Source organism: Lysobacter korlensis, from assembly GCF_042434515.1.
Window position 1 is genome coordinate 82,592 of record NZ_JBHLTG010000010.1, and the last position, 23,333, is coordinate 105,924.

Annotated in this window: 24 protein-coding genes and 1 riboswitch; of the genes, 11 read left to right on the forward strand and 13 right to left on the reverse strand. The window is 70.6% G+C overall.

The genetic code is table 11. The features are described from left to right. Positions 1-106: 106 nt before the first annotated feature. Positions 107-1,819, forward strand: a complete 1,713-nt coding sequence (locus ACFFGH_RS29460; protein WP_386675571.1) for an OmpL47-type beta-barrel domain-containing protein — start codon at positions 107-109, stop codon at positions 1,817-1,819. Between the two features lie 63 nt (positions 1,820-1,882). On the opposite strand, the gene ACFFGH_RS29465 is transcribed toward ACFFGH_RS29460, so the two are convergent. Then, positions 1,883-2,080, reverse strand: coding sequence for a hypothetical protein (locus tag ACFFGH_RS29465; protein ID WP_386675573.1), 198 nt, complete (start codon positions 2,078-2,080; stop codon positions 1,883-1,885). Positions 2,081-2,214: 134 nt separating this feature from the next. Between ACFFGH_RS29465 and ACFFGH_RS29470 the strand changes: the two genes are divergently transcribed. From ACFFGH_RS29470 to ACFFGH_RS29495, 6 genes are all read left to right on the forward strand, one after another. Next, on the forward strand, positions 2,215-3,084 hold the full coding sequence (locus ACFFGH_RS29470; RefSeq protein WP_386675575.1) for an SGNH/GDSL hydrolase family protein: 870 nt from the start codon (positions 2,215-2,217) through the stop codon (positions 3,082-3,084). Positions 3,085-3,139: 55 nt separating this feature from the next. Further along, positions 3,140-4,486 carry an O-antigen ligase family protein gene (locus ACFFGH_RS29475; protein ID WP_386675577.1) on the forward strand — a complete coding sequence of 449 codons (1,347 nt, stop codon included), beginning with the start codon at positions 3,140-3,142 and terminating at the stop codon, positions 4,484-4,486. Beyond that, entirely contained in the window at positions 4,483-4,797 is a 315-nt protein-coding gene (locus ACFFGH_RS29480; RefSeq protein WP_386675579.1) for a hypothetical protein, read from the forward strand. Before ACFFGH_RS29475 ends, ACFFGH_RS29480 begins: the two co-directional genes overlap by 4 nt. Positions 4,798-4,867: 70 nt before the next feature. Beyond that, a complete protein-coding gene (locus ACFFGH_RS29485; RefSeq protein WP_386675581.1) occupies positions 4,868-5,854 on the forward strand; it encodes a Gfo/Idh/MocA family protein in 987 nt (328 codons plus the stop codon). A 32-nt stretch (positions 5,855-5,886) separates the two neighbouring features. Then, positions 5,887-7,398 carry a D-alanyl-D-alanine carboxypeptidase/D-alanyl-D-alanine endopeptidase gene (gene dacB, locus ACFFGH_RS29490; protein ID WP_386675583.1) on the forward strand — a complete coding sequence of 504 codons (1,512 nt, stop codon included), beginning with the start codon at positions 5,887-5,889 and terminating at the stop codon, positions 7,396-7,398. Between the two features lie 65 nt (positions 7,399-7,463). Continuing rightward, positions 7,464-8,051: an isochorismatase family protein gene (locus ACFFGH_RS29495; RefSeq protein ID WP_386675585.1), complete on the forward strand. Its 588-nt coding sequence runs from the start codon at positions 7,464-7,466 to the stop codon at positions 8,049-8,051. An 81-nt stretch (positions 8,052-8,132) separates the two neighbouring features. Here ACFFGH_RS29495 and ACFFGH_RS29500 read toward each other — a convergent pair whose 3' ends face one another. After that, positions 8,133-9,998 carry an ABC transporter ATP-binding protein gene (locus tag ACFFGH_RS29500; protein ID WP_386675587.1) on the reverse strand — a complete coding sequence of 622 codons (1,866 nt, stop codon included), beginning with the start codon at positions 9,996-9,998 and terminating at the stop codon, positions 8,133-8,135. 50 nt (positions 9,999-10,048) lie between these two features. Next, complete coding sequence (locus ACFFGH_RS29505) at positions 10,049-10,261, reverse strand: helix-turn-helix domain-containing protein (RefSeq protein WP_386675589.1); 213 nt, start codon at positions 10,259-10,261, stop codon at positions 10,049-10,051. A gap of 129 nt (positions 10,262-10,390) precedes the next feature. Between ACFFGH_RS29505 and ACFFGH_RS29510 the strand changes: the two genes are divergently transcribed. The 3 genes from ACFFGH_RS29510 to ACFFGH_RS29520 are packed head-to-tail and all read left to right on the forward strand — an operon-like array spanning position 10,391 to position 12,977. Beyond that, positions 10,391-11,305, forward strand: coding sequence for an ABC transporter ATP-binding protein (locus tag ACFFGH_RS29510; RefSeq protein ID WP_386675591.1), 915 nt, complete (start codon positions 10,391-10,393; stop codon positions 11,303-11,305). Beyond that, a complete protein-coding gene (locus tag ACFFGH_RS29515; protein WP_386675594.1) occupies positions 11,302-12,150 on the forward strand; it encodes an ABC transporter permease in 849 nt (282 codons plus the stop codon). Before ACFFGH_RS29510 ends, ACFFGH_RS29515 begins: the two co-directional genes overlap by 4 nt. After that, positions 12,147-12,977 carry an ABC transporter permease gene (locus ACFFGH_RS29520; RefSeq protein WP_386675596.1) on the forward strand — a complete coding sequence of 277 codons (831 nt, stop codon included), beginning with the start codon at positions 12,147-12,149 and terminating at the stop codon, positions 12,975-12,977. Before ACFFGH_RS29515 ends, ACFFGH_RS29520 begins: the two co-directional genes overlap by 4 nt. Positions 12,978-13,005: 28 nt before the next feature. On the opposite strand, the gene ACFFGH_RS29525 is transcribed toward ACFFGH_RS29520, so the two are convergent. From ACFFGH_RS29525 to ACFFGH_RS29570, 10 genes are all read right to left on the reverse strand, one after another. Then, positions 13,006-13,446 carry an RbsD/FucU family protein gene (locus ACFFGH_RS29525; protein WP_386675598.1) on the reverse strand — a complete coding sequence of 147 codons (441 nt, stop codon included), beginning with the start codon at positions 13,444-13,446 and terminating at the stop codon, positions 13,006-13,008. Positions 13,447-13,453: 7 nt separating this feature from the next. Continuing rightward, on the reverse strand, positions 13,454-13,984 hold the full coding sequence (gene ribH / locus ACFFGH_RS29530; protein ID WP_386675600.1) for a 6,7-dimethyl-8-ribityllumazine synthase: 531 nt from the start codon (positions 13,982-13,984) through the stop codon (positions 13,454-13,456). After that, a complete protein-coding gene (gene ribB / locus ACFFGH_RS29535) occupies positions 13,981-15,264 on the reverse strand; it encodes a 3,4-dihydroxy-2-butanone-4-phosphate synthase (RefSeq protein WP_386675602.1) in 1,284 nt (427 codons plus the stop codon). Before ribB ends, ribH begins: the two co-directional genes overlap by 4 nt. Next, positions 15,261-15,899 (reverse strand): riboflavin synthase, encoded by a 639-nt coding sequence (locus ACFFGH_RS29540; RefSeq protein WP_386675604.1) that lies wholly within the window; start codon positions 15,897-15,899, stop codon positions 15,261-15,263. Before ACFFGH_RS29540 ends, ribB begins: the two co-directional genes overlap by 4 nt. 2 nt (positions 15,900-15,901) lie before the next feature. Next, a complete protein-coding gene (ribD, locus tag ACFFGH_RS29545) occupies positions 15,902-17,014 on the reverse strand; it encodes a bifunctional diaminohydroxyphosphoribosylaminopyrimidine deaminase/5-amino-6-(5-phosphoribosylamino)uracil reductase RibD (RefSeq protein ID WP_386675606.1) in 1,113 nt (370 codons plus the stop codon). 65 nt (positions 17,015-17,079) lie between these two features. Then, positions 17,080-17,213: riboswitch (FMN riboswitch) on the reverse strand. 91 nt (positions 17,214-17,304) lie between these two features. After that, positions 17,305-18,042 (reverse strand): HAD family hydrolase, encoded by a 738-nt coding sequence (locus ACFFGH_RS29550; RefSeq protein WP_386675608.1) that lies wholly within the window; start codon positions 18,040-18,042, stop codon positions 17,305-17,307. After that, on the reverse strand, positions 18,039-18,587 hold the full coding sequence (locus ACFFGH_RS29555; protein ID WP_386675610.1) for a GNAT family N-acetyltransferase: 549 nt from the start codon (positions 18,585-18,587) through the stop codon (positions 18,039-18,041). The genes ACFFGH_RS29550 and ACFFGH_RS29555 overlap by 4 nt, the downstream gene beginning before the upstream one ends. Beyond that, entirely contained in the window at positions 18,584-19,588 is a 1,005-nt protein-coding gene (gene trpS / locus ACFFGH_RS29560; RefSeq protein ID WP_386675612.1) for a tryptophan--tRNA ligase, read from the reverse strand. Before trpS ends, ACFFGH_RS29555 begins: the two co-directional genes overlap by 4 nt. 96 nt (positions 19,589-19,684) lie before the next feature. Further along, positions 19,685-20,533 (reverse strand): exodeoxyribonuclease III, encoded by an 849-nt coding sequence (locus ACFFGH_RS29565; RefSeq protein ID WP_386675614.1) that lies wholly within the window; start codon positions 20,531-20,533, stop codon positions 19,685-19,687. A 10-nt stretch (positions 20,534-20,543) separates the two neighbouring features. Further along, positions 20,544-21,599 (reverse strand): YihY/virulence factor BrkB family protein, encoded by a 1,056-nt coding sequence (locus tag ACFFGH_RS29570; protein ID WP_386675616.1) that lies wholly within the window; start codon positions 21,597-21,599, stop codon positions 20,544-20,546. Between the two features lie 84 nt (positions 21,600-21,683). On the opposite strand from ACFFGH_RS29570, the gene ptsP reads away from it, so the two are divergent. Further along, positions 21,684-23,330, forward strand: coding sequence for a phosphoenolpyruvate--protein phosphotransferase (gene ptsP / locus ACFFGH_RS29575; RefSeq protein WP_386675618.1), 1,647 nt, complete (start codon positions 21,684-21,686; stop codon positions 23,328-23,330). The last annotated feature ends 3 nt before the right edge of the window (positions 23,331-23,333 follow it).

Here is a 23,333-nt window from a genome sequence, read left to right on the forward strand (position 1 = left end):
ACATGTCGTGACGCCGATCCCTTACCGCCGGGACACCCGGCCCGGGAATCTCGATGAGGCTCAGGTGGGCCGAGACGACTCCCGAGCACAAGGAACCCCGCAGCGCATGACTTCCGACCCGACCTCGACATCCCGCCGGCGCAAGCGAACGCTCGTCGGCGCCGCAGTGACCGGCATCCTCGCGAGCTCCGTCGTCGCAGGCGCTGCCGCGGCGGCGGAACCGGCGGCGCCCGATACCCACGCCCCCGAGTCCACGCTGCACATGCCGGCGCTGCCGGCGAGCGGCTGGTACGTCAACGGCACTGTGAGCATGACCATCACGGCGACGGATGACGAATCCGGCGTTGCGAGGATCCTGTACACGATCGACGGCGTCGACACCTCCGTTGCCGGTGACACGGCGAGCCTGGCCTTCGGCGGCGACGGGCGGCACACCCTCGACTTCGCCGCGGTCGACGTGGCAGGCAACCGGGAGGGGAACCAGTCGTTCGAGGTGCCGATCGACACCACCGGCCCCCATTTCTCGACCGAGACGCCGACGAAGGTCTTCCAGGGCGATGTCGTCACGTTCGACTACCTCTGCGTCGACCACCTCTCGGGCGTGCAGGACTGCGGCGGCAGCCTTCCCTCCGGCGCCCGGCTCGACACCTCGACGGTCGGCACGTTCTCGGTGGGCCTCTGGGGCGTCGACCAGGCAGGCAACGACAACCGCGACTCCTTCTCCTATCAGGTCGTCGCGCGCACCAGCAGCGACCGGACGCCGCCCGCGGTAACCGTGACGAAGGAGACGCTGCCGAGCACCGGCTGGTATGCGGGCCCGACGACTGCGACGATCTCGGCCACGGACAGCGAGTCCGAGGTGGCGACCATCTTCTACCGGGTCGACCGGGGAGCGACGCAGACCGTGAACGCCGCGTCGGCCGAAGTCGAGATCTCCGGCGACGCCCGGCACGGCCTTGAGGTGTGGGCGGCCGACGAGATCGGCAACGTCTCGCCGCGCACGATCCACGAGTTCCCGATCGACGGGAACGCACCGACGATCACCGTGCCGACGGACGTGCTCTATGGGCTGGACGAGGAGGCGGTGTTCGACTACTCATGCGGGGACGAGGGATCGGGCCTCCGCGTCTGCGACTCGGTCTACGATCCCAATGCCCCGCTCGACACCCACAGCATCGGCGAGCACGTGATCGAGGTCGAGGCGGTCGACATGGCATGGCACCGGACGGTTGTGGAGTTCCGCTACACGGTCGTGGACTCGGAGGTGCCGATCGTCGACATCAGCCTGCCCCCGCTGCCGGCGTCGGGGAAGTACGACGGACCGGTGGAGGTGACCCTGCACGCGGACGACAACCTCGGCGTGCGGGAGCTCCGCTGGCAGCTCACCGGCGCGACCACGGCGGGCGGCACGCGAGGCGGCGCCGAAGCGACCTTCACCATCGCCCAGCCCGGCACCACCACCATCGAGGTCGTCGCCGTGGACGTGGCCGGCAACTCGAGCCGTCCGCAGATGCGGAATATCACGCTCGCCGCCGTGGACGTCGACCCGGACGGCGGAGGCGACGGGGGCAGTGGTGACGGCGGCAACGGCGGCGGCGGGAACGGCAACGGCGGCGACGACAACGGAGGCGACGACGGGACCGGAGGCGGCCCCGACGACGGCGCCGCCGAGCCGCAGCCGGCCGGCGGAGCCACCGGGAACGGCGACGGCCTCGCCACGACCGGCGCGGGAGCCGCGCTGCCCCTGGCAGCCTCCGCCACGCTCCTGCTGCTGCTCGGCGGGACGCTCGTCGGCATGCGGCGCCTGATGCGCCGCTGACTCAGCCGCCCGGAACGCCCGTCCGCGCCATTGCGGGCGGGCGTCCCAGCGCACCGGCGGGGGTCAGCTCGCGAGCGGGAAGGGATGCCGGTCCGTCATCGCGACCGGATCCCATTCGTCGAGCACGCTCTCCTCGTGGAGCGCATCGCACTGCGGGCACCGCGGCGGGAACACCTCGCCGACATGCTCCGCGCATCGAGCACCATCGTCCATCTCACCCACTGCGTCCTCCTCACCCGCGAACCCGACCTTGTAGCCCATACTCCGCGCTCCGGCCCGGCCGCGCACCGGTTCCGGCATGCTGTTCACCCAGAGTTCAATCCGCCCGACGATCCTTCGCCGTACCGCAACCGGGCGGTGACCTCCCGGTCAACCAGCCCCGTCACGATGGCTCGATGAAGGTCAGCGCCGTCGCCCGCCGGAGCACTGCAGCGGCGTGCCGGTACGTGGCGCTTGGAGAAGGCTTCACCGAGGGCGTCGGTGACCCGGATCGGCGGCTTCCGAACGGGGTGCGCGGCTGGGCGGACCGGGTAGCCGAAGGGCTCGCCGCTACGGCTCCCGGATGGGAGTACGCGAACCTTGCCCTCCGCGGCCGGCGGCTGACCGCGCTGATCGCTGAGCAGCTCCCGTCAGCGCTGGAGTTCGAGCCGACATTGGTGACTGTGTCCGTCGGCCCGACCGACGTCCTGCTGTCGAGCACCAAACTGGCGGCCGTGCTCGACCGGTACGAGTTCGTCGCCTCCGTGCTCGGCGAGACGGGGGCGACTGTGGTGCTGTTCACCTCGGCGGCGGACCCGTCGGATGACCGCACCGTCCTCTTCAACGCCGCCGTTCGGCGAATCGCGCACGACCGGGGCGCCGTGCTCGTGGACCCATGGGACCGGGACGAGCTGCGGGCGGAGCGGCTGTGGTCGCCGGACGGGACATCGCCATCCCGCGCCGGCCACGCGGAACTCGCCAGGCACCTGCTCGGAGTGCTTGGCGTCGCTCCGACCGACGAGCCGCCAGACGCCGCGGCAGCGCACCGCAGGCCGCTGGCGGGGACAGGGGCGACGTGGATGCGCCAGGTGCGGGGCTGGCTGGCCCCCGCCATCGCGGTGCCGCCGGGTGCGGCCGCCGGCGGGCAGCTGCAGCCTCGCTGGCCGATCCCGGTGGAGGTGCCGCCGCGCGGCGGGCTGCGCAGTCTCGCGATGGCGGGGGAATCGCCTCCGGCGGCACCCCTCGCCGGTGGCCTCGGATTCGGTGACCGGCCGGTGAACTTGTGAAGAAGGCTTCGCGACTTCTTCCCGGAACGGCGGAACGCGGACCTATCTTCTGACCATGACCGGGCGGGAGATCGCAGCGCGACTTCCACCGCCCACACCGGCGCCGATCGCTCAGCGGCTGGGCGAGTGGATGCTGTTCTTCCTCTTCGCCGCGCAGGGCGTGCGGAATCTGGCGGGATGGCCGGGGTACCTGGGGGTCGCCGGGGCGCTCGCGGGGCTCGTCGCGCTGAGCCTCTGGCGACACCGGAGGGACCCCCGGCTGCTGTCCGTCCCGCCGGAACTCGTGGCGTTCCTGCTGTTCAGCGCCTGCTCGCTGCTCTGGAGCGAATATCGGTGGGCGACCGTGCTTGGCCTGCTCGCGCAGTGGGGAACCGCCGCCGCGGGGATCTGGCTGGCGCTCTCGCTCTCGTGGCGGCAGCTCGTCGCGGCGCTGTCGTCGGCGCTCAGCCGCGTGCTGCTGCTCAGCCTGGCCTTCGAGGGCTTCGTGGCCCTGATCGTGCAGGACCGCGTCGCCCCGCTCTGGACGGGGTACGGCGCCACGTCCCCCGGTGCCTACTTCTGGAGCGAGAACCAGCTGCTGCTCGGCGGTCCCGTCCAGGGGATCGTCGGCAACCGAAACCTGCTCGCGTTCCTGGCGCTGCTGCTGCTGCTCACGATCGGCGCCCGCATCGTCGGCGGCGAAGCGGTCCGCCGCGCGCCGTGGACCGTCGGCCTCGCGATCGGCACGCTGACCCTCACCCGATCCGCCACGGTCATCGCCGTCACCGCAGGGCTCGCGATGCTGATCGGCGTGCTGCTCCTCGTACGACGGGTGCCTCCGCGCACTCGCCGCCTCTTCCAGGGCGTGGTGCTGGCGGTGCTCTCGGTCGGGCTCGCCGGCGTGCTCTCCATCCTTCCGGTCGCGCTCGGGGTGCTGGGCCGCAGCGACCTCACCAACCGGGTGGACATCTGGCGGACCGTGCTCGGGCTCGTCGAGCAGCGACCGGCGCTCGGCTGGGGCTGGGTCAGCTATTGGGCGCCGTGGGTCCAGCCGTATGACGGCCTCGTCGTGATCGACGGTGTCGAATACCTTCAGGCGCACAACGCCCTGCTCGATGTGCTGCTTCAGCTCGGCGTGGTGGGTGCGGCGATCGCTGGTGTCCTGGCGGTCGCCGCGCTCGTCCGTGGGTGGACGCGCGCGATGGGCGGTCCGCTGACGACGACGGCGTCGCCGGGCTGGGGGCCGTTCCTGCTGCTGTGCGCCCTGCTGGCGCAAGCGCTCACGGAGAGCCGGCTGCTCGTCGAGGGCAATTGGGCGCTGTTCGTGGCGCTTTCCGCCAAACTCGCCATGGAGGGATGGTCACACGCTGGTCACGCCAAGTTCACCCGCCGTGAACCCGCCCCTGTGAGCATCGAGCCATGATCTCGACATCCGCGACGGTGTTCGCTCAATATCCCGAAGTCACCGTGCCACGGCTCGCGCGGCGTTTCGTGAGCCGGTACGAATCCATCCGCATGCCGGACAACCGGATCGTGCTCCACATGCCGTCGGTCGGCACGGTGGTGATGGCGGAGATGGAGAGCGCGCTGCGTCTGCAGTACATCGCGCGGGACGCGTCGATGGACTTCGCGGCGCGGACCGCGCTCGAGGAGGTCCTCCGCCGGGAGCTCCGCCGCGTCGTGTACACGATCGCGTGGGAAGAGTCGAAGACGGTGCCTGCCCCGCTGCGATGACGGCCGTGTTCATCCGGCCGGCGGGCGCCCCGCTGGGGGCACGGTGCCGCCGACTGCTACGGTCCTAGTCATGGCGACAGGGCTTCGGTGGGGCATCCTCGGCGCGGGCGGCATCGCCGGCGCCTTCGTGAAGGACCTGCAGGCGAACGGGAGAACCGTCACCGCGGTCGGGTCACGCTCGGACGGCACGGCGCGGGAGTTCGCCGGACGGTACGGGATCGCGAACGCGCACGGCAGCTACGCGGACCTGGTCGCGGACGACGCCGTCGACGCCGTCTACGTCGCCACGCCGCATCCGTTCCATGCCTCGAACGCGGAGCTGGCACTGAACGCGGGCAAGCACGTGCTGGTCGAGAAGCCGTTCACCCTGAACGCCGCGGAGGCGCGCTCCGTCGTCGACCTGGCAGCCGCCCGAGGGCTCGTGGTGCTCGAGGCGATGTGGACCCGGTGGGTGCCGACGATGGTGCGCCTCCGCGAGGTGATCGCAAGCGGTGCAATAGGCGACGTCCGGACCCTGATCGCGGATCACACGCAGCTGGTGAAGAGAGACCTCACCTCCCGGATGTACGACCCCGCGCTGGGCGGCGGCGCACTGCTCGATCTCGGCGTGTACCCGCTCTCCTTCGCATCCGACATCCTCGGCACGCCAAACTCCATTCAGGCGTTCTCGACGCCGACCGAGACCGGCGTCGACGCGCAGACCTCCATCGTCCTCGGGTACGAGGACGGCCGAAGCGCGCTGATCCACACGGCGCTCGACGCGAAGGGCCCGAACACGGCCGCCATCCTCGGCACGCAGGGCCGAATCGCGATCGATCCCGTCTGGTACACGCCGACATCGTTCACCGTCTTCGACGCCCGCGATGAGGTGCTCGAGCGGTACGAGGTGCCGCAGGTCACCGGCCGCGGCATGCAGTTCCAGGCGTTCGAGCTGGAGCGACTCGCCGCCGCGGGTGCGCTCTCGGGCGACATCCTCAGCACTGAGGAGTCCGTCTCCATTTTGGAGACCATGGACGAGATCAGGCGCCAGATCGGCGTGCGGTACCCGAACGAGTGAGCCCAGGGTGAGGCAGCGCCTACCATGGTGGGGTGACTGATCCGGGGGAGACTCAGCGCGCCGCGGAGCGCCGTCGCGCCGCGCCTGCCGGCTCCGGCGAGCCGGCCGGGGCGGGCACGCCGGGCGGTCTGCTGGGCACCGTCCGTGCGCATCCGACCGCATGGCTGGCGTCGGTGCTCGCCGTGGTGTTCGTGCTGCTCGGAACCGGGGCCGTGTTCGCCGGCGTCGCGGCCGGCACGCTGCCCGCTCCGACCCCGACGCCCACTCCGACCGTCACGCCCGAGCCGCCACGGCCGACGCCCTCAGCCGTTCCGGAGGCCAGCCGCCTTCGCACCTGCTCCGTCGACGATCTCGCGAAGGACCCGCGGCTCGCCGACTTCCAGGGCTATGTGCTGCGCGCCGACACCGGCGAGGCGCTGTTCGACCGGAAGGGCACGGTTCCCGCACGCACCGGCAGCGTGCTGAAGATCCTCACCGCTGCGGCGGCGCTCGCCGAGCTCGGTCCCGACTACCAGCTCCGCACCCGGGTGATGGCGGGACCCACGCCGGGCAGCATCGTGCTGGTCGGCGGCGGCGACGCGACGATCACCCGTCTCGGTCCGGGTCAGGAGAGCTTCTACCGCGGCGCCCCGAAGCTCGGTGACCTCGCCGCTCAGGCGGTCAGCGCCTGGGCCGCCGCGAACCCCGGTCAGCCGATCACGCAGGTGCTCCTCGACGCCGGCTACTGGGATCCAGCCGACCGGTGGGACCCGGCGTGGAAGCGCAGCGAACAGGAGATCGGCTACCACTCCGAGGTGACCGCGCTCCAGGTCGACGCCGATCGCTCGGACCCGACGCGCAGCACCAGCCCACGCAGCACCGATCCCATCGGCCGGGCCGGCCAGTTCTTCGTCGACGCCCTCCGCCAGGCGGACACCGGGGGAGTGATCGCCGGCGACCTCGCGGTGACCACCGGCGCGGCGCCGGCGGACGCGGCGCAACTCGCGGAAGTCCGCTCGCAGCCGGTGCGGTCGCTCATCCAGCAGATGCTCCTCGTCAGCGACAACACCATCGCCGAGATGCTCGCCCGCGTGACCAGCAAGGCGATGGGGCTCGACGGCTCCGCCGCATCGCTCCAGCAGGCGATCCCGGGTGCGCTGGAAGCCTACGGCGTCGACACGTCGGGGCTCGTGATCAAAGACGGCAGCGGCCTGAGCGAGTTCAACAACGTGGCGCCGTCGTACGTGGCGGAGCTGATGGTGAAGGTCATCAGCGGTGAGCAGCACCTCAACCTCCTCTACGACGGGCTCCCGGTGGCGGGTCAGTCCGGGAGCCTCGCCGCACGCTTCACCGGCGAGAACGGCGTCGCCCGGGGCAACGTCGTCGCGAAGACCGGCTGGATCGACACGGCGTACAGCCTCGGCGGCGTCATCAACGCGAAGGACGGCGTGCGCCTCACGTTCGCCTTCTACGCGATCGGCAACGTGCGGGAGGACGCGAAGCTCGCGCTCGACACCCTCGCCACAGGCGTCTACAGCTGCGGCGACAATCTGTCGAACCTGTAGACCGTCCCTGCCCCGTGGACCGGCCGGGCGCCGACACGGGGCTCCGGAACTGGGACAATAGCGGCATGAGCCGAGCACTGTTCGTGATCGATGTGCAGAACGACTTCACCGAGGGCGGCGCCCTCGGGGTGGATGGCGGCGCCGCCGTCGCGGCGCAGGTCACCGGGTACCTGCGGGCGAACCCGGGCCGGTACGACCATGTGTTCGCGTCGCGCGACTGGCATGACCCCGACAACGACAACGGCGGGCATTTCGCGACGGATGCGGCTCCGGATTTCGTGGTGACGTGGCCGAGGCACTGCATGGCGGGAACTCCGGGGGCGGAGTACCACCCGGCGATCGACACGTCGCTCATCGACGTGCACGTGAAGAAGGGCCAAGGGGTGCCGGCGTACTCGATCTTCGAGGGCACCACCGAGGACGGCCGCTCGGTTCCGCAGGTGCTGGATGATCTCGCCGTGACTGAAGTCGACGTCGTGGGGATCGCGACGGACTACTGCGTTCGCGCGTCGGCGCTCGACGCGCTGCACGCCGGACGGACCGTTCGCGTGCTGCGCGACCTCATCGCCGGGGTGGCGCCGACGTCGAGCGACGCCGCGCTCGAGGAGCTGGCAGCGGCTGGCGCGACCGTCTCGGACTCGAACGCCGCCTGACGTCCCGTTCCGGCCTGTTGTTCCCGTTGCGCCGGACCCACTGGGCCGGAACGGGAACACCAGCGACCGGTTCGTGTGCCGTCACACCAGGAGCTGGTGCTTCGCCAGGTCTCGGTAGAGCGGAGTCGTGTTCACGAGTTCGGAGTGGGTTCCGACGCCGACGACCTGGCCGCGCTCCAGCACGACGATCTGATCGCTGTCGACGACGGTCGACAGCCGGTGTGCGATCACGATGAGGGTGCGGTTCTCGGCCACCGCATCGATGGCCTCGCGCAACAGCTGCTCGTTGAGCCCGTCGAGCGACGACGTCGATTCGTCGAGCAGCAGGATCGGCGGGGCCGCCAGCAACGTCCGGGCGATCGCGAGACGCTGACGCTCGCCGCCGGACAGCATCACGCCGTCCTCGCCGACCGGCGCATCCAGCCCCAGCTCGTTCCGCTCGAACACTCCGCCCAGGTTCACCGCGCGGAGCACCTCGATGCACTGCTCCTCGGTGGCGTCCGGGGCGGCGAGGGTGAGGTTGTCGCGGAGGGTGCCGGCGAGCACCGGAGCATCCTGCTCCACGTAGCCGATCTGACTCCGCAGCTGCGTGCGGTCCATCGCGCGGATGTCCACGCCGTCGAAACGCACCACGCCGGCCGTCGGATCGTAGAAGCGCTCGATCAGCGCGAGGACGGTGCTCTTCCCCGCGCCCGATGGCCCGACCAGCGCGGTGCGGGATCCGCGCGGCACCGAGAAGGTGACGCCGCGCAGCACGGTCAGCTCGTGGGTCACCGGGTCCTCCTCCGCGGCGGCGACCGCGTCGGCGTCGGAGACCGAGCCACCGCCGGAGGCGGCCTCGTCGGCGCCTTCGGGATAGCTGAAGTGCACCTCCTCGAACGCGATTGCCGCACTGGAGGGCACCGGCGGGGCGGGCGTGACGCCGGAGTCCGCCTCGCGCTCGCTCGGCAGGTCGACGATCTCCTGGATGCGGCCGAGTGCGCCGAGGGCCTGGTTCACCGACGTGATGGCGCCGAACGCCTGGCCGAGCGGCAGCAGGGTCATGAACAGGAACAGCACGAACGCCACCAGCGAGGCGACGGAGAGCTCACCCGCGGCGACGCGGAATCCGCCGACGCCGAGCACGACGAGGAAGCATGCCTGCATGGCGATCCCGGAGATCGGAACGATCAACGCGGAGGCCTTCGCGACCTGGATGCCGGAGTGATACGCCCCCTGCGCCTCCTCCTGGATCGCTTCGACCTCACGGTCCGTCGCGTTCGTCGCGCGGACCGTGCGGATGGCGCTGAGCGCCCGCTCCACCGCGGAGGCGAGGTCGCCGACCTTCCTCTGCTGCTGCTGGCTGGCCGTGCGCACCCGCCGCGACAGCGTGACGACCGTCAGGATCGCGACCCCGATGACGAGCACGGTGAGTCCCAGCAGCAGCGCGTCGATGATGAGCATTGCGATCAGCGCGCCGACGAAGACCAGCGCACCGCCGATCGCGTCGACGAGGCCCTGCGTGAGGACTGCGTACAGCATGGTGGTGTCGGAGCCGACGCGGGAGACGAGGTCACCGGTGCGGCGGGTGTCGAACTCCCGGATCGGCAGGTTGAGCAGGCGCCGGACGAGCGTCCGCCGGGCGGAGTAGACGACCGCGGTCCCCGCCCGCTGCAGCAGGTAGTGCTGCACGCCGCTGAGGATCGCGGCCGCGAGGACGAGCGCGACGACCGCCCAGACGAGGCCGCCGAACGACTCGCCGGCCTGCACCACGGTGATCACCTGGCCGACGAGCAGCGGCTGCACCAGGGCGGCCGCCGCGCTGAGGATGCTGAGTGCGATGACGACCGCGAGGGCCTTCTTGTGTTCCAGCAGGTATGGCAGCAGTTGCCCGAATGTGGCGCGGGGGCCTTCCTCGGGCGTAGCGCGGCGCAAGATGCCGCGCCGCGTCGCAGCGGCGGTGCTCATGGGTTCCTTCTGATCGAGTGCGTCCGGCGACGCCCGTGCTTCGAGTGCGCCTAGCGACGCCCGTACTTCTTGTGCACCGCCTGCCGTGTCACCCCGAGCGCGGTCGCGATCATCTGCCAGCCGCAGCCGATGTTCCGCGCTTTGCGGACGAGTGCGCCCTCCTGCCGGTCGAGCTCCGTCCGCATGGCGCGGAGCGCCCGCAGGGCCTTCAGCGGGTCTTCGTCGCCGGATTCGCTCGCGAGAGCGGTGAGGAGATCGGTCACAGTCCGACGTTATTCCGGCCGGCCGAGCGTGTCAACTCAGGTTGACATCCTTGCGTCAGCCGAAAGCGAACACCGAGGCCGAGCCGGTGTGGGCGGATCCCGTTAGGCTCGCATACTGTGCCAGCCCCCGTGATCACCGCACAGGACCTCACCAAGAAGTACAAGGACTTCCCGGCGGTCGACGGCATCAGCTTCGAGGTGGCGCCGGGAGAGTCCTTCGGCCTGCTCGGTCCGAACGGTGCCGGCAAGTCGACCACCATGCGCATGGTCGGCGCCGTCTCCAGCCGGACCAGCGGCAGCTTGAGCATCCTCGGCCTGGATCCGGACCGGCACGGGCCCGAGATCCGGTCGCAGCTCGGCGTGGTCCCGCAGCAGGACAACCTCGATCAGGAGCTGCGAGTCCGCGACAACCTGATCGTCTACGGGCGCTACTTCGGGCTGCCGCGGTCGCAGCTCGGCAAGAAGGCCGACGAGCTGCTCGAGTTCGCGCAGCTGTCCGACCGTCCGAAGGCCAAGGTCGACGACCTGTCCGGCGGCATGAAGCGCCGCCTGACGATCGCGCGGGCGCTCGTCAACGACCCGCGCATCCTCATGCTGGACGAGCCGACCACGGGACTCGATCCACAGGCGCGGCACATCCTCTGGGATCGCCTGTTCCGGCTGAAGGAGCAGGGCACGACGCTGGTGCTGACCACGCACTACATGGACGAGGCGGAGCAGCTCTGCGACCGGCTCGTCGTGGTGGACAAGGGCAAGATCATGGCCGAGGGGTCGCCGGCGGAGCTGATCCGCACCTACTCCAGCCGTGAAGTGCTCGAGGTCCGCTTCGGCTCCGACAAGAACGCAGGCATCGCGGAGCAGCTGAGCGGCATCGGCGAACGGCATGAGGTGCTGCCCGACCGCATCCTGATCTACAGCTCCGACGGCGAGGCTGAGCTGGAGCGTGTCACGGCGCTCGGACTCAACCCGAAGACCAGCCTCGTGCGCCGCTCCAGCCTCGAGGACGTGTTCTTGCGGCTCACCGGACGGAGCCTGGTGGAATGACCCCTTTCACGAGCTCAGGGACCGATGTCACCGACGCCGCGCTAGCGGCCGGCGTCAAGCCGCGCCGGTTCGGATCGCTGTACATCCTCGAACACCGGCTCCTCGCGATGCGCGCCTACCTGCAGACCATCGTGATGACGAGCATCGGCAACCCGCTCGTCTACCTGTTCGCTCTCGGGGTGGGGCTCGCCACGCTGGTCGACCAGGCAGTGCCGGCGGGCGGCGGCGCGGCGGTCGGCTACCTGACGTTCGTGGCTCCCGCGCTGCTCGCCACGGCCGCCGTGATGGTGGCCACCGAGGAGAGCACCTACCCGTTCATGATGGCGTTCAAGTGGAACCCCATCGCCTTCGCCATGAACGCCGCGCCGATCTCCGGCAATCAGATCGCGAACGGGATGATCCTCGCGATCCTCGCCCGGATCCTGCCCACCGTCGGCATCTACTACCTGGTCATGCTGCTCTTCGGCGCGGTACCGCTGGCATCGGGTGTGGTCAACATCCTGACCGCATCCCTCACCGGCATCGCGGTCGGGGTGCTGATCGCCTCCTACACCTCCCGGATCGAGGAGGACAAGGGGCAGATGGCGATGATCATGCGCTTCGGCGTCACCCCGATGTTCCTGTTCTCCGGCACGTTCTTCCCGCTGACCGACCTGCCCGTCTACTTCTGGTGGATCGGATGGGTCTCTCCGCTGTGGCACGGGACGGAGCTCGGCCGGGTGTTCAGCTACGGGCTGGAGGAGCCGATCTGGGTCACCCTGCTGCACGTCGCGTATCTGGCCGCCATCACCGTCGTGTGCTGGTGGATCACGCAGCGCGTGGTGACGAGGAGGCTGAACAAATGACGCTCGCGCCGACCACGCTCGACCTGCCGCGCCAGCGCGCCCGGGTGCTCGGCTCGCTCTACGCGGGCAACGCGCGCTCCGTCGTCCGCAGGGGGCTCCTGGCCACGAAGAGCACCAACTACCTGGTGGTGGCGAGCGGATTCTTCGAGCCGTTGTTCTACCTGGTTTCCATGGGCATCGGACTCGGCGGGTACGTCGGCACGGTCGCCACGACGACCGGTCAGGAGGTTCAGTACGCGGCGTTCATCGCACCCGCCCTGCTCGCGGTGTCCGCGATGAACGGCGCGATCTACGACTCCACGTGGAACGTGTTCTTCAAGATGCAGTACTCGAAGCTGTACAACGGGATGCTGTCCACGTCGCTCGGGCCGCTCGACGTGGCGATCGGCGAGATCTCGCTCGCGCTGCTGCGGGGCCTGATGTACGCGGCCGCCTTCCTCGTCGTCATGCAGCTGCTCGGGCTGAACCTGGCATGGACGGCGCTGCTGGCGCTCCCCGCGGTGCTGCTCATCGCGTTCGGCTTCGCGAGCGTCGGGATGGCGATCACCAGCTACATGAAGACGTTCCAGCAGATGGACTGGATCGCGTTCGTGATGCTGCCGATGTTCCTCTTCTCGGCGACGTTCTACCCGATCACCGTGTACCCCGAGCCGATCCAGTACGTCATCCAGGCCCTGCCGCTCTGGCACGGCGTCGAGCTGCTGCGCGGCCTCACCACCGGCGCACTCAGCATCGCGATGCTGTGGCACGTGCTCTACTTCGCCGCAATGGTGGCCATCGGCATGGTGTTCACCACCACCCGCCTGAAGGCCCTCTTCCTCGACTGAGCGGACCGCTCAGCCGGCTGGGGACGCGCTACGACCCCGGCTCGAAGATGACGCCCTTCTGCAGCAGGAAGCACCCGTATGGCTGCGCTTCGAGGGTGTGCACCACGGCGAACGCGTGCTTCGCGCGCTCGTAGAACTCCAGCCTCGGGATGATCCCGAACTCGAGATCTTCGCCGTGCTCCTCGCGGGCGAGGGCAAGGACGGCCTCCTGGTTCGGGGTGACGATCGACGGATCGTCGTTCACCTCCATCCGCTCGAGCGGCCGCTCCACGAAGCTGTCGAGCGGGAACACGCTGAGGATCGCGCTGGCGGCCCGCACCACGCCGGCCTCGCCGAGCCGCACGACCGGCTTGCCGGATGCCGCGGCCGGGTAGTTCCGGTCGACGAGCAGCAGCTGATCGCCGTGGCCCATCTCGTCGAGGATCCTCAGCAGCTCACCGCTGAGCAGCGGGTCGATTCCCTTCAGCATGTCCGGCTCATCCCTCTTCCGCGGAACCGGGGTTCGCGACCACCAGATCCGGTTTCGCGGGCGGGATGACGCCGCGCATCTGCCGGAGCAGCTGCACGGTCGCGAGCGCCGCCTGCGCGGCCTCCGCGCCCTTGTCCTCCTTCGAGCCTGGCAGTCCCGCGCGGTCGATGCCCTGCTGCTCGTCGTCGAGGGTGAGCACGCCGAAGCCGATCGGCATCCCGGTGTCGATCGCCACCCGGGTCAGGCCGTCGGTGGCGGCGTTCGACACGAAGTCGAAGTGCGGCGTTCCGCCCCGGATGATGACGCCCAGCGCCACCACCGCATCCGCTCCGCGCTCGAGTGCGGCCTTCGCGACGATGGGCAGCTCGAAGCTGCCCGGCACCCGCACCTCGCTCACCGAGGCGCCGGCAGCGTCAAGCGCCCGCCGGGCGCCCGCGATGAGGCCGTCCATGATCTGCTCGTGCCACGAGGCGGCGACGATGGTCACGCGGATGCCGGTCCCGTCCACCTCGAGCTCCGGTGATCCTGCTCCGCTCATGACGGGTGTCCTTCCAGGTCGGCGAGCAGCTGGTCGCTCGTGAGGATCTCCGGCAGCCGATGGCCCATCCGGTCCCGCTTCGCCTCGAGGTAGCCCTCGTTGTCGATGCCGACCCCGACGAGCAGCGGAACCAGCTCCTCGACGTTCATACCGTGCTTGGTCAGCTGGCGCATCTTCTCGGGGTTGTTGCTCAGCAGCCGCACGCTGCTGAGGCCGAGGTCCCGCAGGATGCCGACCGCGGCGCCGTAGTCGCGTGAGTCTGCAGGCAGGCCCAGGGCGAGGTTCGCGTCCAGCGTGTCCATGCCCTGCTCCTGGAGCCGGTACGCGCGCAGCTTGTTCACAAGGCCGATGCCGCGACCCTCATGGCCCCGGAGGTAGATCACGACTCCGCCGTCGCGGGCGATCGACTCCATCGCAGCGTCCAGCTGCGGGCCGCACTCGCACTTGAGCGACCCGAACGCCTCGCCCGTCAGGCATTCGGAGTGCACGCGCACCAGCGCGCCGTCCCGGACCTCGCCGTTCACGATCGCGACATGGTCGGATCCCGTCGTGCGGTCGCGGTACGCCCGCATCCGGAACGGTCCGTGCTCCGTCGGCACCGTGGTCTCGACCTCGAAGCGCACCTGCGGCGACTCCGGGATCTCGACCGGCATCGGCACCTGGGTGTCGCAGTGGAACTCCTGAAGGAATTCGATCAGCTCCGCGATCGTGATCACCGGGATGCCGAACTCGTCGCCGAGGGCGAGCAGGCCCGGAAGCCGCATCATCTCGCCGTCGTCGGCGACCACCTCGCCGATCACGCCCACCGGGGTGAGCCCCGCGAGCTTCAGCAGGTCGACAGCCGCCTCCGTGTGCCCGTTCCGCTCACGCACACCGCCGTCCGCCGCGCGCAGCGGCAGGATGTGACCCGGCCGGCGGAGGCTCGCCGGGGTGGAGCTCAGGTCGGCCAGCACGCGCAGCGTGTGAGCACGGTCCGCGGCGCTGATGCCCGTCGTGTTCCGGTCGGCCGCGTCGACGGTGATCGTGTAGTTCGTTCCGCGCGGGTCCTCATTGTCGAGAACCATCACGGGCAGCTCGAGGCGGTCGGCGATCTCGTTCGTCATCGGCGCACAGAGGAATCCGGACGTGTGGCGCACCGTCCAGGCGATCCATTCCTGCGTGGCGTGCTCGGCGGCGAGGATGACGTCGCCCTCGTTCTCGCGGTGCTCGTCGTCGGCGACGAGCACCGGGCGGCCGGCGCGCAGCGCCTCGAGGGCGGTGGGGATGGTGGCGAGACTCACTGTCCGCTCCTTCGGTCGGTCGTGGACCCGGTGAGGTCCAAGTTTTCTGTGAACTGCAGCATCCGCTGCACGTGGCGGGCGAGGATGTCGGTCTCGAGGTTCACGCGGGACCCGGCCACCAGGGTGCCCAGGGTCGTCGCGGTCAGCGTCTCGGGGATCAGCGATACCTCGAACCAGTCCGGTCCGACGTCGGACACGGTGAGCGAGACACCGTCCACCGCGATGGAGCCCTTCGAGGCGACGAGCGGGGCCAGGTCCGAGGGGAGGGTGAACCGCACAACACGCCACGCCGATCCGTCCGTCACCGCGAGCACCTCGGCGGTTCCGTCGACGTGGCCCTGCACGATGTGCCCGCCGAGACGGTCACCCACCTGGGCGGCGCGCTCGAGGTTCACCGGCTGCCCTTCGCGGAGTTCCCCGAGCGAGCTCATGGCGAGGGTCTGCGACATCACGTCGGCGGTGAACCAGTCAGGGCCGGAGTCGATGACGGTGAGGCAGACGCCGCTCACCGAGATGGACGCGCCGTGGGTGGCGTCGGAGACGGCGAGCGGGCCGCGGACCGTCAGCCGGGCGGCGTCACCGCCGCGCTCCACGCCGACGACCTCGCCGACCTCTTCGATCAATCCGGTGAACATGATCACTCCTTCTCCGCGGCAGCGGGCGCCGCGGTGGTGGCTGTGGACTTGACGGTGTCGTGCAGCACCGGCGCGCCGGCGGGCTGCGATGCGGAAGCGGTGGGGCGGGCGATGACGAGCAGATCGCCCCCGAGCGACTCGACCGACGAGAGCGTCAGCCGCTTCGCCGCCGCGAGCGTCGGAACGCCGATGTCGCCGACCGCGAGGCGGCCGCCGCCGAGCAGCACCGGCGCCAGGTAGACGGACAGCTCATCGGCGAGGTCGGCCTCGAGGAACGCGCTGGCGAGCGTCGGGCCGCCCTCGACCAGCACGCGCCGGATGCCGCGGGCGTAGAGGTCGCGAAGCACCTCGTCGAGGTCGCGGGTTCCGGTCTCGAGCAGTCCGGCGGGGTGGGAGCGCAGCTTCGCGTCGGCGGGCACGGGGCGCTCGCCGATCACCACGGGCAGTGGCTGGAACGGCAGGAACTCGCCGTAGTCGCCGCCGCGTGCGGTCAGGCTCGGGTCGTCGGCCAGCACGGTGCCGGTGCCGACGAGGATCGCGTCGACCTGCGAGCGCTGCTCGTGCACCCGCTGCCGCGCGGCCTCCCCGGTGATCCACTGGCTGGTGCCGTCGTCGGCCGCCGCGCGCCCGTCGAGCGTCGACGCCCACTTCACGACAACGTGCGGCCGGCCGAGCCGGGTCGCGGTCAGCCACGGGCGGAGGAAGTCCTCGACCTCGGCGCGGAGCACGCCGCCGATCACCTCGACGCCTGCGGCGGCGAGACGCTCCGCGCCGCCGGCTGACGCCGCGCCCGGGTCCGGAACGGCGTAGACCACCCGTGCGACCCCGGCATCGAGCAGAGCCCCAGCGCACGGGCCGGTGCGGCCGTGGTGATTGCAGGGCTCGAGGATGACGACGGCGGTGAGGCCGCTCGCGTCGGAGCGGCCGGCTGCGGCGAGCCTCGAGAGGGCGTCGACCTCGGCGTGGGCGGTGCCGGCACCGCGATGCCAGCCCTCGGCGACGCGGGAGCCGTTCTCGTCGATGAGCACGCATCCGACCTGCGGGTTGCCGCCCGTCACGGGCCCGTGCGACGCGAGCGCGAGCGCGTGGCGCATGGCCTGCTCGAAGTCGGTCATCCGGTGCCTCTCGTCTCGAGACGGCTCCGGGAAGGGTCGGTCGACCCGCGGGCGCGACGCGCCCGCTCGTGCATCCTCCCATCCGGACTTTCACCGTCGGTTCCGGAATTCCACCGGATCAACCGCGTTCGGCTTTCGCCTCCCGCAGCTCGCGGACTGTCACCGCCGGTTCGGACTCTCACCGACCCCGGAGCACGTGTATTGCTGAATACGAGTGTATAGAACCGGGCTCCAGACGAAGTATTCCCCGTAACGGGGGACCATTCCGGCGTCAGCGGCGGTCGACCACCTCAGCTCGCGGGCCGGGCGAGGAGGTCGGGGAGCTCGGCGAGTGTGCGGATGCGCGGGACGCCGGGATCCGCGGGGTCGTCCGGCGGTTCGGGGGCTGCGTGGTCCGGCCGGTCGAGCCAGACGCCGGTGAGGCCGGCGTCGCGCGCACCGAGCGCGTCGGTGCGGAGCCGGTCGCCGACGTACGCGGCGTTCGCCGGGGTCACGCCGAAGGTTCCGCACGCCAGCCGGAAGATGCGCGGGTCGGGTTTGGCAAAGCCGACGTGCCCGGAGGCGATCACGTGCTCGACGTGCGCGCTGAGCCCGACGGCGTCCATCTTCGCCGTCTGGAAGGCGAGCTCACCGTTCGTGATCACGCCGAACCGAACGCCTGGGATCCTGCGGCGCAGCTCCGCCAGGCACGGGAGCGCGTCCGGGAGCAGGGTCCACGCGTCGCGGTACTTCTCGAGGTACGCGTCGAACCAGGTGTCCGCGGCCAGGTCGTCGGCGAGGTCGAGTCCGTACGGTGCCACGAAGTCGCGGGCACGATGGCGGCGCTGGTCGAGGAAGTCGAGTTCCCCGCTGAGATACCGGTGATAGTGCAGCTCCTCCAGCTGCGTCCAGCGGTGGAGCTCCGCGGCGTCGTCGGCCAGCGCGACGTCGCCGCCGTGCTCGGCCCGCTGCGCCAGCACGCCCAGCTCCACTGCCCGACGATGCGCGAACAGCGTGTCGTCGAGGTCGAACAGCACCACCGACGTCACGCGGGCCAGCCGTCCTTCTCGGCGCGATCATCGTCCGCCAGCAGTTCGCCGTGCCAGGCGAGCGGGCGCGACGCACCCCGCCATGCGCCAACGGGCCGCTCGCCGGTGTACCGGAAGCCGCACTTGCGTGCCACGGCCGCGGAGGCGTGGTTCCCCACGACGCATTCCCAGGCGATCCGGGATGCGCCGCGCTCGAACGCCCAATCCAGCACCACGCGCACCGCCTCGGTCATGTAGCCCATGCCTCGGTGCGGCGCGCCGAGCCAGAAGCCGATCCCGCCGGGCGCCACGCCGTTCCCCACGACCCCCAGCAGCGGGCCGCCCTCGGCTTCGCGGATCGCCCAGGTGTACTCCCGGTCCTCCGCCCAGCCGCTCGGCACGAAGGCGGTGACGAAGCCCCTGGCGTGCTGCTCCTCGTACGGCCAGGGTGTGGTGAGGTAGTGCTCGAACACGGGGTCACGGCAGTACTCGGTGATGAGCGGGATGTCACGTTCCGCGGGCTGGTCGAGCACCAGCCGCTCGGTGCGGAGGACGACCGGGATCATGCGCGCGGCAGGAACCCGACGCGGTCGTAGACGCGCGCGAGCGTCGCATCCGCGATCTCGGCCGCCCGGTCGGCGTTCCCGGCGAGCACCCGGTCGAGCTCCGCCGGGTCGTCGAGCAGTTCGAGCGCTCGCGTGCGGATGGGCTCGAACTCGGCGACCACCGCATCCGCGACGTCCTTCTTCAGGTCGCCATACCCGCGGCCGTCGTACTGGGCCGCCAGCGCGTCCAGGCTCGCGCCGGTGACCACCGACAGGATGGTGAGCAGGTTCGAGACGCCCGGCTTGCCCTCCGGGTCGTAGACGACCTCGCGGCCGGTGTCGGTGACCGCGGAGCGGATCTTCTTGGCGGTGACGGCCGGCTCGTCCAGCAGCCAGATGATGCCGGCCGGGGTCTCGCCCGACTTCGACATCTTGGAGGCGGGGTTCTGCAGGTCGTAGATCTTCGCCGTCTCCTTGAGGATGCTCACCTCCGGTACGACGAACGTCGTTCCGAAGCGGCTGTTGAAGCGCTGCGCCAGGTCGCGGGTCAGCTCGATGTGCTGGCGCTGGTCCTCGCCGACCGGGACCACCACCGCGTCGTAGAGCAGCACATCGGCCGCCTGCAGAACGGGGTAGGTGAAAAGGCCCACGCTCGCGGCTTCGGTGCCCTGCTTCGCCGTCTTGTCCTTGAACTGCGTCATCCGGCTCGCCTCACCGAAGCCGGTGATCGTGTTCAGCACCCAGGCGAGCTGCGGATGCGCGGCGACGTGCGACTGCACGAACAGTGTGGAGCGCGCCGGGTCGATGCCCGCGGCGATGTACTGCGCCGCCGTGCGCCGGGTCTGCGCCCGCAGCGCCGCCGGATCCTGAGGCACCGTGATGGCGTGCAGGTCCACCACGCAGAAGATCGCGTCGTGCGTGGTCTGCAGCTCCCGCCACTGCAGCAGCGCCCCGATGTAGTTGCCGATGTGCAGGGAGTTCGCGGACGGCTGCATTCCGGAGAACAGGCGGGGCTTCGTCATGCCATTCAGTCTTTCATCCCGCTGATTGTTCCCGTTCCGGCTCATTGTTGCCGCCGCGGCGGGCACATCGAGCCGGAATGGGAACAATAGCGAGGGCTAGAGGGTGTAGTCGACGGTGACCGGGGCGTGGTCGGACCAGCGGCTGTCCCAGGACGGGGCACGGTCGATGCGGTAGTTCGTGGCGGTGTCCGCGAGGGCGGCCGTCGCGACGTGGTAGTCCAGCCGCCAGCCGGTGTCGGTGTCGAAGGCCTTCCCCCGCATGCTCCACCAGGTGTACGGGCCCTCCACATCACCGGTGAGGCGCCGGCCCACGTCGACCCAGCCGAGCCCGACGCCATCCGACCCGTCCGTGCCCGTCACCTTCTCCCCGCGCGCGCCGAAGAAACGGTCGAAGTAGGCGCGTTCGCGGGGCAGGAAGCCGGCGTGCTTCTGGTTGCCCTTCCAGTTCTTGATGTCGAGCTGGGTATGGCCGACGTTGAGGTCGCCGAGCACGATCGCCCGCTCGTTGTGGTGCTGCAGCTGGGGCAGCCGCTCCTCCATCGCGTCGAGGAACTTGTACTTCTCCGCCTGCTTGACCTCGTCGGCCTCGCTGCCGCTGTGCACGTAGGTGCTCACCACGGTGACGATCGCGCCGTCGACGTCGTAGTCCGCCTCCAGCCACCGGCCCGCGCTGTCGAAGTCGTCCGCCCCGAGACTCACCCGGTGGATGTGCGCGCGGTGGCGGCTGGCGATGGCCACGCCCGCACGACCCTTCGCCGTCGCTGCGTCGTGCAGGATGTCCCACTCAGGGCCGAGCAGTGCCTCGACGTCCTCGGTCGTCGCGCGCACCTCCTGCATCGCGACGATGTCCGCGCCGGACGCCTCCAGCCAGTCGTCCATCCCCTTGCGGAACGCGGCCCGGATGCCGTTGACGTTGACGGTGGCGATGCGGAGCGGTCGGGGCACGCGCTCCATCCTATGATCGGCGTTTCCTGCTTCCCGTCCGGCGGCGGCGCGGTCCGGCGGCCGGCTCCTGCGGCGGCTCCGGCTCTCCGCGCCGGTGCGCCGCGATCAGCTCCCGCGCCTCGTCGAGCCGCTTCTCCCGCAGCGCCGGGTCGAGCACGATGCCGCGGTCGCGGATCCCCACGGCGATCCAGGCGGCAGCGATCAGGATCACCTGGCAGATCAGGTTGAAGAAGATGAGCAGCCCGATGATCACCGTGAAGGATGACAGCAGCGGGTTCGTCCCGCCCGCTCCGATGAGCGAGGCGGACGCCGCCACCTTCAGCCCGCCCAGCGCCGCCGCCCCGATCAGGGCACCGCCGCGCAGACGCCGCCAGGGGATCGGCACCCCGGAGAGGATCCGGTACACCCCGGCGAGCAGCGACGCGTCGAGCGCGAACATGATCGTGAGCGTGACGATCCGGCCGAGCACGGTGCCGACGAGGGAGTCCTCGTCGATGCCCAGGAGACCCAGCGCGAAGCCCGTGGCCTGCGTCCCTGCCACCGAGAGCAGCGCTGAGACGAGCAGCACGGCGCCGAACGCCACGGCGAGGCCGAGGTCCTTCAGCTTCAGCAGGGCGAAGTTGGCCTCCAGCGGGTCGAGCTCGAAGATGCCCCGCACGGCGTCCCGCGCCGAGCCCAGCCAGCTCACCGCGATCACAAGCAGGATCGCGAGGGCGAAGGCGCCGGTCCAGCCGAAGACGTCGGCGTTCAGCAGGTCCTGCGGGTCGATCGCGCCGCCGGCGCCGTCGCCTGCCTGGATCAGCCCGGGGACGTTCTCGTTGACGAATGAGATCAGCGATTGGCGGAGGCCGATGTCACCGGAGATCACCAATCCTGCGATCGCGAACCCGACATAGAGTCCCGCGAAGACGGCGAAGATCGCCGAGTAGGCCAGTCCGCTGCCGAGGATCGGTCCGCGCACCTCGATGTAGTGCACCGCGACCCGCACCGGCCGCAGCGTCTGCGCCCTGGCGAACAGCTTCGCCGCGCGCTGCCCGAGCGACTCGGTCGAGCCTGATTCCGCCATGCCCGTCAGGGTAGTCGCCGGGAATATGCTGGCGGCCAGCGATCCGCACTCGGGCAAGGACCCGAGGGCACAGAGGAGGACTGCATGGAGCTTCGCGGTGCTGGTGTCGGACGTGGCGTCGCGGTCGGACCGATCGTGAGGATGCCCGACCCTCTGCCGGAGCCGCAGCAGGCGAAGCACGACGGGGACGCGGATCGGGAGTTCCGGGCGGTGACCGATGCGCTCGACGCGGTCGCCGCCGAACTCGCGCGACGCGGCGCCGTCGCCGGGGGGAACGCCCAACGGGTGCTCGAGGCCGCCGCCATGATGGCGCAGGACCCCATGCTCATCGACGATGTGAGGGCCCGGGTCGTCGGCGGCACGACGGGGGAGCGAGCGGTCTTCGAGGCGTTCGCCGCGTTCGAGGAGACGCTCACGGCGATGGGCGGCCGCATGGCTGAGCGTGTCACCGACCTCGCCGACGTGTCCCAGCGGATCCGCGCGCAGCTGCGTGGCGTGCCCGCTCCCGGTGTGCCGGCGAGCGACGAGCCGTTCCTGCTGGTCGCCCGTGACCTCGCCCCCGCCGACACCGCGCTCCTCGATCTGGACAAGGTGCTCGGACTCGTCACGAGCGAGGGTGGCCCCACCTCGCACACGGCCATTCTCGCCCGGCACCATGCCATCGTCGCCATCGTCGGCGTGACGGGGGCGCTCGACCTGACGCCAGGCACCGTGGTGATCGCCGATGCCGCTGCCGGCACCGTGCTCGTCGATCCGGAGGAGGCGCTGATCGACGACGCACGTAGCCGCATCGCCGAACGTGCGGAGGCCGCCACCGCGCCGATCACGGACGGCGCCCTCGCCGACGGCACGAAGGTGCCGCTGCTGGCGAACCTCGCTTCACCGGATGATGCACCGGCAGCGGTGCAGCTCGGCGCCGAGGGCGTCGGGCTCTTCCGCACGGAGTTCCTCTTCCTCGATGCCAACACCGCGCCGAGCATCGAGCGTCAGCGCGACAGCTACACGCGGCTGCTTCAGGCGTTTCCGGGGAGGAGGGTCGTCGTCCGGGTGCTGGACGCCGGCGCCGACAAACCGCTCAGCTTCCTCACCGACGCCCACGAGCAGAATCCGGCACTCGGCCTGCGGGGGCTGCGGGCGCTGCGGGTCAGCGAGCACGTCCTGCGGGACCAGCTGATCGCGCTGAAGCACGCGCAGGACGCCTCGGAGGCAGACCTGTGGGTGATGGCGCCGATGGTCGCCGACGCCGAGGAGGCGGAGTACTTCGTGCGGCTCGGCAAAGAGCTCGGCCTGAACACCGTCGGGGTGATGGCGGAGGTGCCTTCCCTCGCGGTGGTCGCGGACCAGGTGCTCGAGGTCGCGGATTTCGTGAGCATCGGCACGAACGACCTGGCCCAGTACACGCTGGCGGCGGACCGGCTGCTGGGTAGCGTGGCCGGGTACCAGGACCCGTGGCATCCGGCGGTGTTGCGGCTGGTGAAGCTGCTCGGCGATGCCGGCGCGGCCGTCGGCAAGGGCGTCGGCGTCTGCGGTGAGGCGGCGGCGGATCCGGCGCTCGCCGTGGTGCTCGTGGGCCTCGGCGTGACGACGCTCAGCATGACCCCCGCAGCGCTGGCGGACGTACGGGCCGCGCTCGCCGCCGTGACGCTGGAACAGGCCCGGTCCAAAGCGGCCGCCGCGTGCGGCGCGCGCACCGCCGCGGACGCGCGGCAGGCGGCCGAGCTCGCTGGTTGAGGT

What these genes read in the sequence shown, in the direction of transcription:
- ACFFGH_RS29525 (WP_386675598.1), bottom strand. Translation starts at nt 13,446, where the DNA reads ATGCTGAAGGGAATCGACCCGCTGCTCAGCGGTGAGCTGCTGAGGATC.
- ribD (WP_386675606.1), bottom strand. Translation starts at nt 17,014, where the DNA reads ATGACCGACTTCGAGCAGGCCATGCGCCACGCGCTCGCGCTCGCGTCG.
- trpS (WP_386675612.1), bottom strand. Translation starts at nt 19,588, where the DNA reads ATGACGAAGCCCCGCCTGTTCTCCGGAATGCAGCCGTCCGCGAACTCC.
- ACFFGH_RS29520 (WP_386675596.1), top strand. Translation starts at nt 12,147, where the DNA reads ATGACGCTCGCGCCGACCACGCTCGACCTGCCGCGCCAGCGCGCCCGG.
- ACFFGH_RS29495 (WP_386675585.1), top strand. Translation starts at nt 7,464, where the DNA reads ATGAGCCGAGCACTGTTCGTGATCGATGTGCAGAACGACTTCACCGAG.
- ribH (WP_386675600.1), bottom strand. Translation starts at nt 13,984, where the DNA reads ATGAGCGGAGCAGGATCACCGGAGCTCGAGGTGGACGGGACCGGCATC.
- ACFFGH_RS29465 (WP_386675573.1), bottom strand. Translation starts at nt 2,080, where the DNA reads ATGGGCTACAAGGTCGGGTTCGCGGGTGAGGAGGACGCAGTGGGTGAG.
- ptsP (WP_386675618.1), top strand. Translation starts at nt 21,684, where the DNA reads ATGGAGCTTCGCGGTGCTGGTGTCGGACGTGGCGTCGCGGTCGGACCG.
- ACFFGH_RS29475 (WP_386675577.1), top strand. Translation starts at nt 3,140, where the DNA reads ATGACCGGGCGGGAGATCGCAGCGCGACTTCCACCGCCCACACCGGCG.
- ACFFGH_RS29515 (WP_386675594.1), top strand. Translation starts at nt 11,302, where the DNA reads ATGACCCCTTTCACGAGCTCAGGGACCGATGTCACCGACGCCGCGCTA.
- ACFFGH_RS29500 (WP_386675587.1), bottom strand. Translation starts at nt 9,998, where the DNA reads ATGAGCACCGCCGCTGCGACGCGGCGCGGCATCTTGCGCCGCGCTACG.
- ACFFGH_RS29460 (WP_386675571.1), top strand. Translation starts at nt 107, where the DNA reads ATGACTTCCGACCCGACCTCGACATCCCGCCGGCGCAAGCGAACGCTC.
- ACFFGH_RS29540 (WP_386675604.1), bottom strand. Translation starts at nt 15,899, where the DNA reads ATGTTCACCGGATTGATCGAAGAGGTCGGCGAGGTCGTCGGCGTGGAG.
- ACFFGH_RS29485 (WP_386675581.1), top strand. Translation starts at nt 4,868, where the DNA reads ATGGCGACAGGGCTTCGGTGGGGCATCCTCGGCGCGGGCGGCATCGCC.
- ACFFGH_RS29570 (WP_386675616.1), bottom strand. Translation starts at nt 21,599, where the DNA reads ATGGCGGAATCAGGCTCGACCGAGTCGCTCGGGCAGCGCGCGGCGAAG.
- ACFFGH_RS29555 (WP_386675610.1), bottom strand. Translation starts at nt 18,587, where the DNA reads ATGATCCCGGTCGTCCTCCGCACCGAGCGGCTGGTGCTCGACCAGCCC.
- ACFFGH_RS29480 (WP_386675579.1), top strand. Translation starts at nt 4,483, where the DNA reads ATGATCTCGACATCCGCGACGGTGTTCGCTCAATATCCCGAAGTCACC.
- ACFFGH_RS29470 (WP_386675575.1), top strand. Translation starts at nt 2,215, where the DNA reads ATGAAGGTCAGCGCCGTCGCCCGCCGGAGCACTGCAGCGGCGTGCCGG.